General features: G+C 64.0%; 16 protein-coding genes and 1 pseudogene. 2 read left to right on the top strand and 15 right to left on the bottom strand.

The window, feature by feature from the left end; all coding sequences use genetic code 11:
* Positions 1–257 precede the first annotated feature (257 nt).
* From phnE (NKI21_RS22795) to NKI21_RS22760, 8 genes and pseudogenes are all read right to left on the bottom strand, one after another.
* The gene (gene phnE, locus NKI21_RS22795; RefSeq protein ID WP_352867432.1) at positions 258–1,625 is read right to left on the bottom strand and encodes a phosphonate ABC transporter, permease protein PhnE; all 1,368 of its coding nucleotides are present in this window, start codon (positions 1,623–1,625) and stop codon (positions 258–260) included.
* Positions 1,626–1,627: 2 nt separating this feature from the next.
* Positions 1,628–2,584, bottom strand: coding sequence for a phosphonate ABC transporter, permease protein PhnE (phnE, locus tag NKI21_RS22790; protein ID WP_128306075.1), 957 nt, complete (start codon positions 2,582–2,584; stop codon positions 1,628–1,630).
* A gap of 57 nt (positions 2,585–2,641) precedes the next feature.
* On the bottom strand, positions 2,642–3,550 hold the full coding sequence (gene phnD / locus NKI21_RS22785) for a phosphonate ABC transporter substrate-binding protein (RefSeq protein WP_023812467.1): 909 nt from the start codon (positions 3,548–3,550) through the stop codon (positions 2,642–2,644).
* 92 nt (positions 3,551–3,642) lie between these two features.
* Positions 3,643–4,500 (bottom strand): phosphonate ABC transporter ATP-binding protein, encoded by an 858-nt coding sequence (gene phnC / locus NKI21_RS22780; protein WP_352723354.1) that lies wholly within the window; start codon positions 4,498–4,500, stop codon positions 3,643–3,645.
* Positions 4,501–4,777: 277 nt separating this feature from the next.
* Complete coding sequence (locus NKI21_RS22775) at positions 4,778–5,395, bottom strand: DapH/DapD/GlmU-related protein (RefSeq protein WP_128306073.1); 618 nt, start codon at positions 5,393–5,395, stop codon at positions 4,778–4,780.
* A complete protein-coding gene (gene phnL, locus NKI21_RS22770) occupies positions 5,392–6,099 on the bottom strand; it encodes a phosphonate C-P lyase system protein PhnL (protein ID WP_023812471.1) in 708 nt (235 codons plus the stop codon). Before phnL ends, NKI21_RS22775 begins: the two co-directional genes overlap by 4 nt.
* Before the next feature lie 322 nt (positions 6,100–6,421).
* Positions 6,422–7,198: a phosphonate C-P lyase system protein PhnK gene (gene phnK, locus NKI21_RS22765; protein WP_023760811.1), complete on the bottom strand. Its 777-nt coding sequence runs from the start codon at positions 7,196–7,198 to the stop codon at positions 6,422–6,424.
* A gap of 134 nt (positions 7,199–7,332) precedes the next feature.
* Positions 7,333–8,160: pseudogene (locus NKI21_RS22760) on the bottom strand (alpha-D-ribose 1-methylphosphonate 5-phosphate C-P-lyase PhnJ); the annotation flags it as partial.
* Positions 8,161–8,225: 65 nt separating this feature from the next.
* On the opposite strand from NKI21_RS22760, the gene NKI21_RS22755 reads away from it, so the two are divergent.
* Positions 8,226–8,429, top strand: coding sequence for a hypothetical protein (locus NKI21_RS22755; protein ID WP_023812473.1), 204 nt, complete (start codon positions 8,226–8,228; stop codon positions 8,427–8,429).
* Between the two features lie 2 nt (positions 8,430–8,431).
* Here NKI21_RS22755 and NKI21_RS22750 read toward each other — a convergent pair whose 3' ends face one another.
* Genes NKI21_RS22750 through phnG form a run of 3 tightly spaced genes read right to left on the bottom strand, consistent with a single transcriptional unit; the run spans position 8,432 to position 10,620 of the window.
* On the bottom strand, positions 8,432–9,544 hold the full coding sequence (locus NKI21_RS22750; RefSeq protein ID WP_352774972.1) for a carbon-phosphorus lyase complex subunit: 1,113 nt from the start codon (positions 9,542–9,544) through the stop codon (positions 8,432–8,434).
* Between the two features lie 3 nt (positions 9,545–9,547).
* Positions 9,548–10,159 (bottom strand): phosphonate C-P lyase system protein PhnH, encoded by a 612-nt coding sequence (gene phnH, locus NKI21_RS22745; protein WP_352774971.1) that lies wholly within the window; start codon positions 10,157–10,159, stop codon positions 9,548–9,550.
* Complete coding sequence (phnG, locus tag NKI21_RS22740; protein WP_023812476.1) at positions 10,159–10,620, bottom strand: phosphonate C-P lyase system protein PhnG; 462 nt, start codon at positions 10,618–10,620, stop codon at positions 10,159–10,161. Before phnG ends, phnH begins: the two co-directional genes overlap by 1 nt.
* Positions 10,621–10,752: 132 nt before the next feature.
* Between phnG and phnF the strand changes: the two genes are divergently transcribed.
* Entirely contained in the window at positions 10,753–11,502 is a 750-nt protein-coding gene (phnF, locus tag NKI21_RS22735) for a phosphonate metabolism transcriptional regulator PhnF (protein WP_023812477.1), read from the top strand.
* A 279-nt stretch (positions 11,503–11,781) separates the two neighbouring features.
* Here phnF and NKI21_RS22730 read toward each other — a convergent pair whose 3' ends face one another.
* The 4 genes from NKI21_RS22730 to NKI21_RS22715 form a co-directional block, all read right to left on the bottom strand.
* Positions 11,782–12,798 carry a zinc-binding alcohol dehydrogenase family protein gene (locus NKI21_RS22730; RefSeq protein ID WP_352440831.1) on the bottom strand — a complete coding sequence of 339 codons (1,017 nt, stop codon included), beginning with the start codon at positions 12,796–12,798 and terminating at the stop codon, positions 11,782–11,784.
* Between the two features lie 66 nt (positions 12,799–12,864).
* On the bottom strand, positions 12,865–13,830 hold the full coding sequence (locus NKI21_RS22725) for an ABC transporter permease (protein WP_023812479.1): 966 nt from the start codon (positions 13,828–13,830) through the stop codon (positions 12,865–12,867).
* On the bottom strand, positions 13,827–15,380 hold the full coding sequence (locus tag NKI21_RS22720) for a sugar ABC transporter ATP-binding protein (protein ID WP_352440832.1): 1,554 nt from the start codon (positions 15,378–15,380) through the stop codon (positions 13,827–13,829). Before NKI21_RS22720 ends, NKI21_RS22725 begins: the two co-directional genes overlap by 4 nt.
* A 183-nt stretch (positions 15,381–15,563) precedes the next feature.
* Positions 15,564–16,556: an ABC transporter substrate-binding protein gene (locus NKI21_RS22715; RefSeq protein WP_023812481.1), complete on the bottom strand. Its 993-nt coding sequence runs from the start codon at positions 16,554–16,556 to the stop codon at positions 15,564–15,566.
* Between the last annotated feature and the right edge of the window lie 137 nt (positions 16,557–16,693).

The raw sequence follows: 16,693 nt of genomic DNA, 5'->3' as shown, positions 1-16,693 counted from the left end.
GTAGGCGCCTTCCTTATAGTGGGACTGAGCGAAGCCGCCCAACACCTGCCGCCGCGTTCCTTCACACCCCCCTCTGTCCTGCCGGACATCTCCCCCGCAAGGGGGAGATTGGCGGTTCCGCTGGCGGCGCCTTCCTTCCAACGCTGGAGACTAGCGAAGGCCGACGGACATCTGATCTCCCCCCTTGCGGGGGAGATGTCCGGCAGGACAGAGGGGGGTGCTGTCCCGCCGGCTTCTCATGAGACGGCAGCCGGCGCCTACCCCTGCTCGGCCTGGATCCTGTTGTAGTCGTGGATCGTCTGGCTCAGCCGGCGGCGCAGGAAGTTGGAGATGTTGTCGAAGATGAAGACAACGGCCAGGATCAGCAGCACCATGTAGAACACGTTGGCCCAGTTGGAGTTGGTGCGCATCGCTTCCCACAGCTTCAGGCCGATGCCGCCGGCGCCGACAGCGCCGATGATGGTCGCGCCGCGGGTGTTGGATTCCCACTGGTAGAGCGTCTGGCTGATGAACACCGGCACCACTTCCGGCAGCACGCCGTAGCGCTGCACCAGAAGGCCGTTGGCTCCGGTCGAGGTAATACCCTCGCGCGGTTTGTCGTCGATGTTCTCCAGCGCCTCGGAATAGGTTTTGCCGAGCGTGCCGATCTCGGTGAAGAAGATGGCTGCACTGCCCGCCAGCGGTCCCGGCCCGAAGGCACGGGTGAAGAACAGCGCCCAGATCAGCATGTCGATGGAACGCATGAAGTCGAAGAAGCGCTTGAGCACCTGGTTGACCAGCCGGCTGGGCGTGATGTTGCGGGCGGCGAAGAAGGCCAGCGGAAAGGCGACGATGCCGCCAAGCATGGTGCCGAGAAAGGCCATGACGATGGTCTGCAAGAGCTTCGTCCAGACATCGCCATGCTGCCACTGGGCGTTGTTCCAGATGTTGTCGCCGGCCAGCGCCAGATTGGACGTGCCTGGTTTCAGTTCCGGTCCGGAGACGATCAGCGAGGCGACTTCGCTTGCCGACTTGCCGAAGAAGGGCGAGCGGGTGTCGAAGACGAAGTTTGCCCAGCCGAGAAATCGCTTTCGGATCCTGACGCGGTCAACGGCGACGCGGGCCTCGCCGGCAAAGCCCATGTCGGCGACGACCTCATCTTCATGCGCGGTGATCCAGCCGGGAACCGATCCGGAGATCAGCGGCTTGCCGCTGCCTAGCGCGACCGCAACGGTCTCACCATTGGCAGTTATCGTCGCTTGCGTCTTGCTGAAGGTGACCGACTTGGCGGCGCCGTCGATAAGGACCGTCACCGAACCATCGGCATTGGTCTTGACCCAGTCCGGATCTGGGTTCGGGCCGAGCACCGAGAAGCGTGGATATTTGGCGGTGATCCGCGTTTCGTCGAGGCGGAAGATCGGCTGCACGTCGTAGCTGATCCATTGGGTCAGAAACAGCGGCAGCCGCTCCCAGTGCGATTCCCGCATGACCTGCGGCAGGTTGAAGAACCACAGGGCATAGAGCAGGTAGAGGAAGATGCCGCCAAGCAGCATCAGCGGCCCGAAGCGCTTGTGGAACGGCTGCTGAAACACCTGCGGGAAGCGCTCTTCGATCGACTGGATTTGATCGGCGGTCAAGGCAGCCATGGTCAAGCCCCCACCACGAAGGCCTGCTCGCCGACCAGCTTGCGGCGCAGCCAGGCGGAGAACTGGTCGACGATGAAGATCGTCGTGAACAGGAGCAGCACGAGGGCTATCGTCTTGGCGCCGAAGCCGCGCGATATCGACAGCTTCAACTCCTCGCCGATGCCGCCGCCGCCGACCGCGCCCATGATGGTGGAAATGCGGACATTTATCTCAACACGCAGCAGCGTGTAGGACATGAAGTTGGGCAGCACCTGCGGCAGGCCGGCAAAGCGCACCCGCTCGAACCAGTTGGCGCCGACAGCCCTCAGGCCCTCTTCGGCGCGCATGTCGATATTCTCGTTGATCTCGTAGAACAGCTTGCCCAGCGCGCCGATCGAATGCAGGCCGATGGCGATGATGGCGGCGATCGGGCCGATCGAGACGATGGCGGCGAACAGGCCCGCGATGACGATCTCGGGAAAGGCGCGCAGCAGTTCCATGAGGCGCTTGACGATCAGCCTCAGCACCGGATGCGGCGTCAAATTGCGCGCCGCGATGAAGGAGAACGGCACGGCGAAGACGAAGCCGATGAAGGTCGAGACCAACGCCACGTTGAGCGTGGTCAGCATCAGCTCGAAATATTCGGGGATGTAGAAGCTGTCCCAGACATACGAGCGGCCAAGCGGAAAGTTGAATTCCTGGGTGCCGGTGTCATGCGGGGAAGCGATATCGAACATCGCCCGCCAGACATCGTTCCAGTCCTTGGGGACGAGCCAGCTCAGGAAGTCCAGCAAATGCGGCAACCGGTCGAAGAAATGCCCGGCATTGGCCTCGTCGGCGAACCACATGGTGCTGCCAAGCGCGATGATGAGAAGGCCGACACCGATGGCGGTGTAGAGCCGGCGCAAGGACGTCTGGCGACGCCAGGCGTCGGCCATCTGGTGAGTGGCGCCGGAAGGGGCTGTCACGGAAAGGGTCATGATCGGACATGCAAGAAGGGCGGCGTTTTCTCGACGCCGCCCTTCCTGATTTCGCCGTTAGCCGCCAATGGCTGCCTTACGGGCTTCGACGATGACGTTGTAGAAGTCCGCCTTGACCGGGACGTAGCCGGTAAAGTCGCCGCCTTCGACGCCTTCGAAGCAAGCCTTGTCCTTCTTCGGCAACTGCGTGAAGAAGTCGGCGAGCTTGGCGGTCATTTCGTCGCCGAGCGCGGTGCGCACGACCAGCGGGCCGTTCGGGATCAGGCCCGAGCGCCAGACTTCGACGAAGTCGTTGGGGTCGACGGCGCCCTTGGCGACTTCCTTGTGGAAGGTGCCCGAGGTGTAGCCGTCCTTGAAGTCGCCGATACCGGAGGAATCGTCCACCGCCACATCGACCTTGCCGTCGCGCACGGCCAGAACGTTGTTCTCGTGGCCGCCGTTAAACTGGGTCGAAGCGAAGAAGGTTTCGTTCGAAGCGCCGGTGTCCTTCGGGATCTGGGTCAGCGGGATCAGATAGCCGGAGGTCGAATCCGGATCGGCGTAGCCGAGCTTCTTGCCCTTGGCCGACTTGATATCGGTGATCCCCGAGGATTTCAGCGCCAGACCGATCGAATAGTAGCCGGTGGCGCCGTCGGTCTGCTGGGTGGTGAGGATCGGGGTGACCGCCTTCGGGTCCTTGAGAGCGATGCTGGCGTAGCCGGAAGCGCCGAGTTCGGCGAAGTCGAGCGTGCCGCCAAGCAGGCCCTGGATGACGCCGTCATAGTCGGCGGCGGGGAACAGCGAAACCTTTTCGAAGCCGAATTCGGCCTTCAGATGGTCGGCGAGGCACTGGTAGTTGCGCAGCCGGTCGGTTTCGTTTTCGCCGCCGAGGATGCCGACGCGAAATTCCTTCATGTCGGCGGCCTGGGCCATGCTGGTCGCCATGGCGAGCACCGAAACGGCGCTGAAAACCATCTTCCTGAACATCTGTAATCTCTCCTGTAGGTTCCGGCCCCGCGCCGGCAGCGTTCTCGATTTTGACAGGTGCCCTTGACGCGGGCTGTCGATCCAGGCCGCTCTCAGTATCCCGGGAATGCGGGCTCGAGCGGTCCGGCGGATGCGGCGATCTTTCGGCTGAAGGCAACGCTGGTCGAGGTGATGGCCTCGGAGATTTCCTGGCCATTGCTGTCGGCGCCGTAGACGAGACGCACGGCCTCGCGGTTGAGTTCTTCCGGCGGGCCGTCGAAGACGACCTTGCCGGCGGCCATGCCGATGATGCGGTTGCAGTAGGTGCGGGCGGTGTCCAGCGTGTGAAGATTGGTGACGACGGTGATGCCGTCGCGCAGATTGATGTCCTGCAGCGAATCCATCACCACCTTGGCGTTGAGCGGGTCGAGCGAGGCGATCGGCTCGTCGGCGAGGATCACTTTGGGCTGCTGCATCATGGCGCGGGCAATGGCGACGCGCTGCTGCTGGCCGCCCGACAAGGTGCCTGCGGGCTGCAGCGCGATGCGGGCAATGTCGAGCCGCTCGAGTGCCGCGACCGCCTCGGCGCATTCGGCGCGCGAGAACATGCCGAACAGGTTGGTGATGGTCGAACGGTGGTTCAGCTTGCCGAGCAGCACGTTGGTCAGCACGTCGAGGCGCGGCACCAGGTTGAACTGCTGGAAGATCATGGCGCAGTCACGCTGCCAGCGCCGCAGCGGCGAGCCGCGCAACTGGGAAACCTCGGCGCCGTCAAAAAAGATCGATCCCTGGCTGGGATCGATGAGACGGTTGATCATGCGAAGAAGGGTCGATTTGCCGGCGCCCGAACGGCCGATAATGCCAACCATCTGACCCTGCGGGATCGCAATGTTGATGTCGCTGACGGCGGTGTTCTTACCAAATCGGCGGCTGACACCGCGGATTTCGAGCGTGGCGGAATTTGCTGACATGGGGCAGGTTCCAGTCTGGACCATATTGATCGTCAGGCACTCGCCTAACGCAGCCACATGAACCTGCCGTGTCGCGGTGATGTCAGTTTTGTTACGCTCCACAGGTGTGGAGTTATGGCCGGCCCAGGGCCAGCAGGTCCTCGAAGTGCTCCATGTCCCTGAAGCCGCAGAAGGCGGGAGTTTTGATTTCGATCACGGGAGCCTGCTGCTCGAAAAAGCTTGAGAGAGTCATCGAACAGGTCCTGCCATGTGGCTGCCATGACGATGATGTGAAGAATTATCCTTCGTATTTTTCCAGGAAGGCCTCGGCCGATAGTTCCCGGAAATCGTCGAGCGAAGCGCGCAGCCTGGCATGATCCCAGTCCCACCAGGCAAGCGCCTGATAACGGTCGGCGGTGCGGCGGTCGAAGCGCTCACGGATCGGTTTGGCCGGCACGCCGGCGACGATGGTGTAGGGGGCGACGTCCTTCGAGACGACGGCTCCGGCGCCGATCGCCGCGCCGTCACCGACGGTGACGCCGGGCAGGATGGTCGAGCCGTGGCCGAGCCAGGTGTCGTGGCCGATGGTGACTCGCCTGGCGCGACGCTGGGCGAAGAATTCTGTCTCGTGCTCGGCGTCGTCCCAGTAGTCCGAGGCGCGATAGGTGAAATGGTGCAGCGTTGGCCGCCAGGTCGGGTGGTTGGTGGCGTTGATGCGCACGCTGGCGGCGATGTTGGCGAACTTGCCGATCGTCGCGCACCAGACGGCGCAGTCCTGCATCATGTAGGAATAGTCGCCAAGCTCGCTTTCCGACACCCGGCTGCGGTCGGCGATCTCGGTCCAGCGGCCGAGCGTCGAATTCTGCACATCCGCCGTCGGATGGACCAGCGGCGTCTCGGACAATTTCCTGGTCATGCGGCGATTTTTCCGGGAGCGAAAGCGGTGACGTCGATGATGCGGTCGGCAACCGCCTCGCGTACGTCGTGGTCATGGAAGATGCCGAGCAGCGCGACATCAGCCGCCTTCTTGGCGGCGATGAGTTCAATCACGACATCGCGGTTTTTGGCGTCGAGCGAGGCGGTCGGCTCGTCGAGCAGCAGGATCGGATGCTCGGTGATGAAGCCGCGTGCGATGTTGACGCGCTGCTGCTCGCCACCGGAGAAGGTCGCAGGTGGCAATGCCCAGAGTTTCTCCGGCAGGTTGAGCTGCGCCAGCAAGGCGCGTGCCTTGCCGCGGGCAATCTCGCGATCCTCGCCGCGCTCGACCAGCGGTTCGGCGACGACATCCAGCGCCGAAACGCGCGGCACGGTGCGCAGGAATTGGCTGACATAGCCGATCGTTTGCCGGCGCACGGCAAGCACGGTGCGCGGGCTGGCAGTGGCGAGGTCGATCAGCCCGTCATCGTGGCTGACGATGATCTGGCCTTCGTCGACGGCGTAGTTGCCGTAGAGCATCTTCAGGATCGAGCTCTTGCCGGCACCGGACGGGCCGCCGAGCACGGTGCATTCGCCGGCCCTGATCGAGAACGAGACACCGGCGATAACAGGCAATTTGATGCCGTCGCGCAGATGCATGGTGAAGCTCTTGGCGACGTCTGAGACAACGAGGGGCGTCGGCATCAGAAGGTCCTCCAATCGCTGTTGGTTTGCGGGCCAGCACCCCCCTCTGGCCAATGGAATTGCATGTGCGGAATAACGGTGAAATCTCGAAGCGGGTGTTTGCGAGGTGTCGGCGCGAGGCACCCCCCTCTGGCCTGCCGGCCATCTCCCCCGCAAGGGTGGAGATTGGCAGCTTCACTCGCGGCGCTTTTCTTGCAGCCTTGGTAATTGGTGAACGCAGCAGGGACAGCCGATCTCCCTCCTTGCGGGGGAGATGGCCGGCAGGCCAGAGGGGGGTGCCTCGCGCCAAGGTTTCGCGAACACGCGCTTTGAGACTTCATCGTCAAACCTGCAGAATCGAGGAAACGAGCAACTGGGTGTAGGGCGCGCGCGGGTCGTCGAGCACGCGGTCGGTGAGGCCGCTTTCGACGACGCGGCCGTCCTTCATCACCATCATGCGCTGCGACAACAGCCGCGCCACGGCAAGGTCATGGGTGACGACGATGGCCGCCAGGCCGAGATCGGTGACCAGCCCGCGCAACAGATCGAGCAGGCGCGCCTGGACCGAGACATCGAGGCCGCCGGTCGGTTCGTCCATGAACACCAGACGCGGGCCGGTGACGAGGTTGCGGGCGATCTGCAGGCGCTGGCGCATCCCGCCGGAAAAGGCGCGCGGTTCGTCGTCGATGCGGTCCTCGTCGATCTCGACGCGCGACAGCCAGTCGACCGCGGTGGCGCGGATCTTGCCGTAGTGGCGGTCGCCGACCGCCATCAGCCGCTCGCCGACATTGGCGCCGGCCGATACCGTCATGCGCAGGCCGTCGGCCGGGTTTTGGTGGACAAACCCCCAGTCGGTGCGCATCAGGAAGCGGCGCTCGGCCTCACTCATGCGGTAGAGTTCGCGGAACTGGCCATCGCGCATGCGGTAGCTGGCGGTGCCGGAGGAGGGCAGCAGCCGCGTCGACAGGCAGTTGAGCAATGTCGTCTTGCCGGAGCCGGACTCGCCGACCACAGCCAGGACTTCGCCCGGCCACAGGTCGAAGGAGACGTTGTCGCAGCCGACGCGCGAGCCGTAGAATTTGGAAAGTGCCGAGACGCGCAGCAGCGGTTCGTCGGTCATTGCTTCTCCTTACCCTCCCCCTTGTGGGGAGGGTCGGCGCGCAGCGCCGGGGTGGGGGTTGAGTGGGCCGTAGATTGGTCAAGACCCCCCGCGCCTTCGGCGCGACCTCCCCACAAGGGGGAGGTAGGGGCGTTGCGCCGCTTCTCGCAATGGTCTGTGTCCGAGCAGACGAACATGTGGCCGCCATGGTCGTCGAGGATGACCTCGTCGAGATAGACATTCTCGGCCGCGCACAGCGCGCAGGGCTGGTCGAAGGTCTGCACCTCGAACGGATGATCCTCGAAGTCGAGGCTGACCACGTCGGTGAACGGCGGCACCGCATAGATGCGCTTTTCGCGGCCGGCGCCGAACAGCTGCAGCGCCGGTGAGCGATGCATCTTGGGATTGTCGAATTTCGGCGTCGGCGACGGGTCCATCACATAGCGGCCCTCGACCTTGACCGGATAGGCATAGGTGGTGGCGATGCGGCCGTGTTTGGCGATGTCCTCGTAGAGCTTGACATGCATGAGGCCGTATTCCTCCAGCGCATGCATCTTGCGCGTTTCGGTCTCTCGCGGTTCAAGGAAGCGCAGCGGCTCAGGGATAGGCACCTGATAAACAAGCACCTGGCCCGCCGTCAGCGGACGCTCGGGGATGCGGTGACGGGTCTGGATGATGGTGGCGCTGGCTGTGTCGGTGGTCACCGCGACGTTGGCGACCTTCTTGAAGAAGGCACGGATCGAGACTGCGTTGGTGGTGTCGTCGGCACCCTGGTCGATCACCTTCAAGACATCATCGGGGCCGATGATTGAAGCGGTGACCTGGACGCCGCCGGTGCCCCAGCCATAGGGCATCGGCATTTCGCGCGAGGCGAACGGCACCTGGTAGCCGGGAATGGCGATGCCCTTGAGGATCGCCCGGCGGATCATCCTTTTGGTCTGCTCGTCGAGATAGGCGAAGTTGTAGGTGGCGATGTCGGTCATGGCGATCACATCCACATTGTGCTATTGAATTGGCGTCCAGGACGCGGAAACAGGGGCGAAATCGGATGACCCAGACCGCTTGGCTGCATATCGGAATTCTGCTGCTGGCGTTCGTCGGCGTGGTCGCGTTTATCCTCCGAAGAATGGTTTTTCCCGCAGCCAGGGAAGGCGCGCATGGCGAGAGCGTTGGCATCGGCGGCGGCTACAGTGGCGGGCATGGCGACCATTCGCACGACAGCGGTGGCGGTGATGGCGGGTCGGGCGACTAGGCTCATTCCGCCGCCTCCTTCTTGTCTTCCAGCATGTCGGCATTTCCGCGGGCGTCGTATTCGGCGCGCATGCGGCGCACGAGGTCGAGTTCGGCCTGGAAGTCGACATAGTGCGGCAGCTTCAGATGTTCGACGAAGCCGGTCGCCTGGACGTTGTCGGAATGCGAAATGACGAACTCCTCGTCCTGCGCGGCGGCGACGACATCCTCGCCGAGTTCGGAGGCGCGCAGCGCCCGGTCGCAAAGCGCCATCGCCATCGCCTTGCGCTCGCTCTGGCCGAAGACCAGGCCGTAGCCGCGGGTGAACTGCGGCGGCGCCTTGGCTGAGCCTTTGAACTGGTTGACCATCTGGCATTCGGTGACGCGGACAGTGCCGAGCGGGACAGCGAAGGGCAGTTCGGGCACGTCGAGCTCAAGCTCGACCTCGCCGATGCGGATCTCGCCGACGAAGGGATGGTTGCGGGCATAGCCGCGCTGGGTGGAATAGCCGAGCGCCAGCAAAAAGCCCTCGTCGCCGCGTGACAGCGCCTGCAGGCGGATGTCGCGCGCCATCGGGAATTCCAGCGGCTCGCGGGTGATGTCGCCGGGGACATGGTCCTGCGGCATGTCGCCGTCCGGTTCGATCAAGCCTTCGCGGGCGAGGATCGCCGATACGCGCGGCATGGCTTGCGCTTCCGTCTCGCGCCGCAAGGGCTCGGCGACGTCGGCGCCGGCGGCAAGCTCGGGATCGAGCAGCCGGTGGGTGTAGTCGAATGTGGGCCCGAGCAATTGGCCGCCGGGCAGGTCCTTATAGGTCGCCGACACGCGCCGCTCGACCAGCATTCCGGCGGTGTCGATGGGCCTGGTGTAGCCGAAGCGCGGCAGCGTGGTGCGATAGGCGCGCACCAGGAAGATCGCCTCGATCAGGTCGCCGCGCGCCTGGACGATTGCGAGTGCCGCCAACTCACGGTCGTAGAGCGAGCCTTCGCTCATCACCCGATCCACGCCGAGCGCCAGCTGCTCGACGATCTGGTCGAGGCGAAGGGCCGGCACCGAACGGTCGCCGCGTCGGCGGTCGGCAAGCAGGCTGTGGGCGTTGGCGATTGCGGCTTCGCCACCTTTTACCGCGACATACATTTTTTACGCCTCCATTGTCTTGATGCGCGTCGTGCGCGGCAGGCAGGCAATGCCATCTGATGTGGCGAGTATGATGTCGACGCCTCTGGGAAAGCGCTTGATGTTCTGCTTCCACTGCTCGACGAAATGGCGCGGCATCTGTGCCGGCGCGATCGTGGCGCTGGTTTCGATGCCGGGACCTTCGAGCAACAGCGGCGTGCCGGACACGAGATCGCCGACTTGCAGGATCAGCGTGGTCGAACGGTCGGGATAGTCCTGGGTGCCCTGCGAAAAACCATCGAGCGACATCATCTCGGCCGGGGCCGCGATGAAGGCGAAATGCGCATCGGCCGGTGTGTTGGCCAATGGCGCGCCGGTGTGGAACCCAAGCCAGGGTCTGATCGCGGTGGAAGCTTGCAGGGTCTGGTCGAGCCAGAGCGGGGTGTCGTTATCGCACAGCGCCAGTGCGATGGCGCCGGCGGCCGCCGAGAGCGGCGCCGGCGGGCGGGCGAAGGCCGGCAGCGGCTGCACGCTGCCTGGCCGCGCCATTGCGTCCATGACGGCGCGGAACACCGTCTGGGCATTGAAGACCGGATCGGCGAAACCGCCCTCTATCGATTGCGCTGCAATGTCCATCAGTCTTCTCCGCGAACCATGGTGAAGAAATCCACCTTCGTTGCCGCCGTCTCGGCGCGGCGTTTTTCATGCGCTGCGGTCAGAGCCGACCGCAGGGGCGCTATCAGTCCGGTCTCGACTTCATTGCGGCGGGCAGGGTCCTGCCACAGCGCGTCGGCGATGGCCGCCAGCTTCGCCTTCTGCTTGTCGCGGCCAAGCGCATAGCAATGTCCGACCTGCCCGGAGGGCAGCCGGACGGTGGCGCGGGTGACGGTCGCCTCGCCGACGTTGAAGGGCGCGCCGCCGCCGCCGATGCGGCCGCGCACGGTGACCAGCCCGGTCTCGGGGCCGCGCAGCAGTTCTGCTTCCGAAGGCAATCCGGCTTCATTCCAGAGCCGGACGATGTCATCGCCGCTGGATTGCGCCAGTGTCGCCATGGCGGCCTTGCGCTCGGCCTGGTCGCGGGCTTCCTGTCCTCGCATCAGCAGCATTCCTCTTTGTCAATTTGTCTATTGATATAGACAACTATACAAATTATACCTATTATCTAACGCGTGTCCATGACGGGTGGATGACAGCGATATAAGACTGGGCGCTGGAAGGTTGGGGCAATGATAGTCGGGCGGCTGGCAGCGGACAGCATCGAGCGGCGCAGTGGCGTTTCGCTGTGGCGGCAGATCGCCGACAAGATCCTGCATGCGATCGCCATCGGCGATTTCACGGAGAATGCAGCGTTGCCGCCGGAGGTGGCGCTGGCAGAACGCTATGGCGTCAACCGTCACACGGTGCGCAGCGCCATATCGGCCCTTGTAAGGGAAGGCGTGCTGCGGGCCGAGCAGGGGCGCGGCACCTTCGTACTGTCGCGCAAGCGGCTGTCCTATCCGATCGGCGCGCGCACACGCTTTTCGACAGGGCTGCAAGGGCAAACGACGGAACGGCACATCGTCCTGCTCGCCTCGTCGATCGAGCCGGCCAGCCAGCGCGTTGCCGAGGGCCTTGGCCTTGCCAGGGGAGCCGATGTGATCCGGTTGGAAACGCGCGGCGAAGCCGACGGACGGCCGGTGTCGCGTGCTGCCGGCTGGTTCGAGGCCCGGCGCTTTGCCGGCATCGATGCCGCGATGGCGCAAACCGGCTCGATCACCGCATCGCTGGCGCGTTTCGGCATCGACGACTATCTCCGGCAATCGACCGTGCTGTCGGCGCGCCATGCCGATGCGGCGGACCTTGCCGACCTCGACCTGCTGCCGGGCGCCATCGTGCTGGTCACGGTTGCCGTCAACGTCACGCCGGACGGCCAGCCGATCCAGTTTTCCGAGTCGCGCTTCCCGGCCGAGCGGGTGGAGCTGAAGCTGTCGGCGCTGTAGCTAACGTCGTCATCCTTGGGCGAAGCAGGAGCGCAGCTCCGTCGCGGAGACCCAAGGATCCATGCCGCGATCTCGGGCGAAGAGCGCAGCGGCGCAGAATTCTGCACCGAAGCAACGCTCTCAGGTCACGGCATGGATCCTATGGTCTGCGCCGCGTCGCTTCGCTCCTCGCTCCGCCATAGGATGACGAAGCGATGGATGTTGCGGCTAGTCGCCAAAGCATCAGATCTACCAAGTTGGGCGCTCAACGATCTCCGAATTCGTGTCGAACAGGCGCCTCTATCCGACCTCGATCACAGCCTTGATCAGGCCGGATTTCTCGTGTGCCCAGCGGGCGAGATCGCGCGGCGTGCCGGCGAGTGTGGTGCGGTGTGTGACGAGCTTGGCCAGGGGCACGGCGCCGTTGCGGATCGAGGCGGCGACGTGATCGAAGTCGGCGCGCAGCGCGTTGCGGCTGCCGATCAGCGTCATCTCGCGCTTGTGGAATTCCGGATCGGAAAAGCTGATGTCGTCCTTGACGACGGAGACCAGCACCAGCGTTCCGCCATGCGCGACATGGGCGAAAGCCGACTGCACCGATTGGGTGTTGCCGGTGGCGTCGAAGACGACATCGAAGCCTTCGCCTGATGTCGCTCCCTTGACCAGATCGGGCACCGCGCCGCGCGAGCCGTCGAGGGTCTGGAAACCAAGCTCGTTCGCGGCGAAGGCGAGCCTTTCACTGCTCATGTCGAGCAGCGTCACGTCGAGCCCGGCGATGCGGGCGAAGATGGCGGTACCGAGCCCGATCGGGCCAGCGCCGATGACCAGCGTGCGGGCGCCAGGGTCGGCGCGAGCGCGCCGCACGGCATGCGCTCCGATGGCCAGGAACTCGACTGCGGCGGCGTCGGCCAGCGACAGGCCGTTGGCCGGATAGAGATTTTGCGCCGGCACCAGGATCCGTTCGCACATGGCGCCGTCGCGATGCACGCCCAGCACCTCGATCCTGACGCAGCAATTCGGCTTGCCGTGCCAGCAGGCGATGCACTTGCCGCAGGAAAGATAGGGGTTGATGACGACCGGCTCGCCAACGGCAAGATCGACGCCGTCGCCGGTCTCGAGGATCGTTCCCGACACCTCATGGCCCATGATGCGGGGATAGGCGAGGAATGGGTGCTTGCCCTCGAAAATGTGGTAGTCGGTGCCGCAGATGCCGACATGGCTGACCGCCACCAGCGCCCAGCCGGGAGGCGGTGCCTCTGGTGCGGGCCGGTCTTCAAGGACAAGATCGCCGGGCGAACGGCAGAGGACGGCTTTCATGCGCTAATCCAGTCATGAAATCGCCGGCCCGTTGGTGTGGCGGGCCGGCGGTTGATTGCGGGATCGCTACTTGCCGCGGCGGCGCAGGCCGTCGAAGTAGACGATGATGATGATCAGCGCGCCAGTGATGATGCGCTGCCAGAACGAGTTGACGTTGAGCAGGTTGGCGCCGTTGTTGATGGTGGCCAGGATGAAGGCGCCGAGCAGCGGCCCATGCACCGAGCCGACGGCGCCGAACAGCGAGGTGCCGCCGATGACCGAAGACGCGATCGCCTGCAGCTCCCAGCCCTCGGCCTGCGTCGGGTTGCCGATGCCGATGCGGGCCGCCAGCAGCACGCCGACAAAGGCGGCGCACAGGCCCGACAGCGTGTAGGCCATGTAGATGGTGCGCTGGACATTGACGCCGGACAGGCGCGAGGCCTCGGCGTTGGAGCCGACCGAAAACAGGTATCGGCCCCAGCGGCTGTGGTGCAGGAAAATATAGGCCGGAATGCCGACCAGGATCACCATCCAGAACAGGTTGGGGATGCCGATGAAGGAATTGCGCGAGAAGGCGGTGAAGGTGTCGCTGTTGATGTTGATCGAATTGCCGTTGGTCATCAAAAGGCCGATGCCGCGCAGCGAGGTCAGCGTTGCCAGCGTGATGATGAAGGGCGGCAGGCCCATCTTGACGATGCCGAAGCCGTGGAACATGCCGATGGCGACGCCGACCAGCAGCGTCACCAGAATGGCGAGCCAGATGGGGAAGCCGGCATTGATCATCATGGCCACGACCACGGTGGCGAAACCGACCACGGCGCCGACCGACAGGTCGATGCCGCCGGTGATGATGACGAAAGTCTGGCCGACCGCCATGATGGCGATCATCGAGCCCTGGCGCAAGAGATTGGCCATGTTGTTGGCGGAGGCGAAGCTCGTCGTCGCCACGGAGAGAAGGATCCAGAGCAGAACCAGCAGCGCCAAAAGCGTCAGCCCAAACAGGACATTATAGTTGCGCTTCGGTTTTTCGACGGCAATCGCCTCGGTGCTCATATTTGTCCTCCCAGCTTTTCTTGTTTCTCGGCGAGCGCCTGAGTAAGAATATCCTCGTGGCTGGCGGCGTGAAAACCGTGCGTCGCCACCAGTTTGCCGCGCCGGAACACATGCAGCGTGTCGGCGAGTTCATAGACTTCCGGCAGATAGGACGAGATCAGGATGATGCCGGCGCCCTTTGACAAAAGTGCGCCGAACAGGCGGTAGATCTCGGCCTTGGTGCCGACATCGACGCCGACCGTCGGCTCGTCGAAGATGAACAGCTTGGCGCCGTGCGCCAGCCATTTGCCGATGACGATCTTCTGCTGGTTGCCGCCCGACAGGCTGGATGCCAGCGCGCCGCGCGTCGGTGTCTTGATGCGCAGATCGGCGATCTGGCGATCGGCTTGCGTCTTCTCCTGCGTGCTCGAAATCAGCAGATTGTTCGAGATACGCTTGTAGATCGGGAGGTTCAGGTTGAAGCCGACCGGCAGGTTGAGGCAGAGGCCCTGGTCGCGGCGGCTCTCCGGCGCCAGCGCCATGCCGAGCTTGATCGCGTCATGCTCGGAATTGACCTGCACCTCCTTGCCTTCCCAGAGGATCTGGCCGGCGGATTTGCGGTGGCGGCCGTAAAGCGTGGTGACGAACTCGCTGCGTCCGGCACCGATCAGGCCATAGAGTCCGACGATTTCGCCGGCGCGGACCGTCATCGAGACATTTTCGAAGCCCTTGCCGGACAGGCTCCTCGCCTCGATGATGGCGGCGCCCGGCGTGAAATGCTCCTTATGATAGACCTGCTCGATCGAGCGGTTGATCATCATCTTGACCAGCTCGGCATCGTTGGTCTCGGCGATGTTGCGGGTGCCGACCAGCGTGCCGTCGCGCAGCACGGAAACACGGTCGGCGAGCTCGAACACTTCCTCCATACGGTGGCTGATGTAGATGATCGTCACGCCTTCGCCCTTCAGCCGACGGATCAGGGTGAAAAGCTGGTCGGCCTCCTTGCGGGTGAGGTAGGCGGTCGGCTCGTCGAAGATCAGGAATTTGGTGCCGCGCACGGTGGCGCGGGCGGCGGCTATCAACTGCTGCTGGCCGATGGTCAGGTCGCCAAGCGTGACATGCGCCGGCAGGTCGAAACCGAGGTCGTCGATGATCGTCTGCGCCTGCCTGACCATGGCGCGCTGCTGCAGGATGCCGAAGCGTGAATTCTCCTCGCCTAGGAACATGTTGGCGGCGACCGTCAGGTGACGGCACAGCACGACTTCCTGGTGCACGGCATTGATGCCGAGCGCCATCGCCTCGTGCGGCGTGGCCAGGGCGGCCGGTTGGCCCTCCCAGGCGATCTCTCCGGAGGTGCGCGGCATGACGCCGGTCAGAAGCTTGATGAGCGTGGATTTGCCGGCGCCGTTCTCACCGACGATGGCGTGTATCTCACCGGACTTGAAGGCGAGGTCGACCGGCTTCAGCGCGTGGGTGCCGGGATAGCGCTTCTCCAGCCCGCGCAATTCGAGGATGGTCCGCCCCGGTTCCAGAACGGGTGTGGGATGCAGTTCCTGCGCCGTCGAAATCATGACAATCCTCCCAGATTGGCCTCCCGGATTGGCTTCCCAGGCTGGCCTCACGATTGGCACGCGGCGAGGCAAGGATATGCCTCGAAAACAGCCTAGCTCAGGCGTGCGGATTGCCAAGCCGTTTGTGCGGCAGCTTGTGTCTCCGGGGCGAGGTGCCCCGGAGACGATTGCGGATGCGACGGCTCAGAGCTTCGGATTGAGCAGCGCGTCGATCTTGGGGTCTTTCATGTTGTCCTTGGTCACCAGATTGGCGCCGGTGTCGACATTGGCTTCGACCTTTTCGCCTTTGGAGGCGGCGAGTGCGGTCTTGATGCCGTCATAGCCCATCCGGTACGGATCCTGGACGACGAGGGCGGAAATGACGCCGTCGTTGAGGAACTTGATCAGCTTCTCGTCGCTGTCGAAACCGACCAGCGCCAGTTTGCCGCCAAGGCTGTTTTCCGCGACAGCCTGGCCGACGCCCTGCGCCATGATCAGGTTGGAAGCGAAGATGCCCTTGAGGTTCGGGTTGGCGGTGATCAGGTCGGTGGCGATGTTGAGGCCGGTGGTGGCCTGGCCGTCGGCGTATTTGTCGGCGACCAGCTTGAGGCCCGGATATTTGGCGGCCAGCTGTTCGGTGAAGCCCTGCTTGCGCTGTTCGAGCGAGCCGGCGCCCGGTGCGTTGGTGATCAGGGCGACGTCGCCCTCGATCTTGCCGCCGTTGGCGGCGCCGATGGCGGCTGCGAGGCCGTCGGCAGCGACGCGGCCGCCCTGCACGTTGTCGGTGGTCAGGAACGAGGTGAACGCCTTGGAGTCGGCGCCGGAGTCGATGCCGATCACCTTGACCTTGGCAGCGGCTTCATCGATCGGCTTGCCAAGCGCCTTGAACTCGGTCGGCGCAATGACGATGGCCGCCGGGTTGCTGGCAACGGCGTTCTCGAGAATCGAGACCTGGCCGTTGACGTCGGTTTCAGCCTGGGCACCGAGTTCCGGCACATTGACGCCGAGATCCTTGCCGGCCTTGCGGGCGCCGGCCAGAACGATCTGCCAGTAGAAGGACGTCGTGTCCTTGACGATGATCGGAATGGTGACGTCCGCCGCCGAAACCGGCGCCGAATGCATGACGCCGGCGAGCATCGAAGCTGCTGCCAGCGCCATGACGGCGCGGCGGTTGAGAATGCTGGTCGCGAATTTCATGAGGTTTCCTCCCTAAAGTCGCCCGGTGAACGTTACGGAAGCTCCGTCCGGATAGGCGCGGCCCAAACAGAACTTTATCAATAAAAAACAATTGCCATGTTTTGATAATGCATCGAACAGATCGATGCAAGCGGTGT

Source organism: Mesorhizobium sp. M0715 (assembly GCF_040320355.1).
GTDB lineage: Bacteria > Pseudomonadota > Alphaproteobacteria > Rhizobiales > Rhizobiaceae > Mesorhizobium.
The sequence above is the reverse complement of the archived record's forward strand: the minus strand, read 5'-3'. Positions and strand labels throughout refer to the sequence as shown.

Excerpts from the sequence above, each read along its gene's own strand:
- phnE (WP_352867432.1), bottom strand. The coding sequence starts at position 1,625 with ATGGCTGCCTTGACCGCCGATCAAATCCAGTCGATCGAAGAGCGCTTC.
- phnE (WP_128306075.1), bottom strand. The coding sequence starts at position 2,584 with ATGACCCTTTCCGTGACAGCCCCTTCCGGCGCCACTCACCAGATGGCC.
- phnD (WP_023812467.1), bottom strand. The coding sequence starts at position 3,550 with ATGTTCAGGAAGATGGTTTTCAGCGCCGTTTCGGTGCTCGCCATGGCG.
- phnC (WP_352723354.1), bottom strand. The coding sequence starts at position 4,500 with ATGTCAGCAAATTCCGCCACGCTCGAAATCCGCGGTGTCAGCCGCCGA.
- NKI21_RS22775 (WP_128306073.1), bottom strand. The coding sequence starts at position 5,395 with ATGACCAGGAAATTGTCCGAGACGCCGCTGGTCCATCCGACGGCGGAT.
- phnL (WP_023812471.1), bottom strand. The coding sequence starts at position 6,099 with ATGCCGACGCCCCTCGTTGTCTCAGACGTCGCCAAGAGCTTCACCATG.
- phnK (WP_023760811.1), bottom strand. The coding sequence starts at position 7,198 with ATGACCGACGAACCGCTGCTGCGCGTCTCGGCACTTTCCAAATTCTAC.
- NKI21_RS22755 (WP_023812473.1), top strand. The coding sequence starts at position 8,226 with ATGACCCAGACCGCTTGGCTGCATATCGGAATTCTGCTGCTGGCGTTC.
- NKI21_RS22750 (WP_352774972.1), bottom strand. The coding sequence starts at position 9,544 with ATGTATGTCGCGGTAAAAGGTGGCGAAGCCGCAATCGCCAACGCCCAC.
- phnH (WP_352774971.1), bottom strand. The coding sequence starts at position 10,159 with ATGGACATTGCAGCGCAATCGATAGAGGGCGGTTTCGCCGATCCGGTC.
- phnG (WP_023812476.1), bottom strand. The coding sequence starts at position 10,620 with ATGCGAGGACAGGAAGCCCGCGACCAGGCCGAGCGCAAGGCCGCCATG.
- NKI21_RS22730 (WP_352440831.1), bottom strand. The coding sequence starts at position 12,798 with ATGAAAGCCGTCCTCTGCCGTTCGCCCGGCGATCTTGTCCTTGAAGAC.
- NKI21_RS22725 (WP_023812479.1), bottom strand. The coding sequence starts at position 13,830 with ATGAGCACCGAGGCGATTGCCGTCGAAAAACCGAAGCGCAACTATAAT.
- NKI21_RS22720 (WP_352440832.1), bottom strand. The coding sequence starts at position 15,380 with ATGATTTCGACGGCGCAGGAACTGCATCCCACACCCGTTCTGGAACCG.
- NKI21_RS22715 (WP_023812481.1), bottom strand. The coding sequence starts at position 16,556 with ATGAAATTCGCGACCAGCATTCTCAACCGCCGCGCCGTCATGGCGCTG.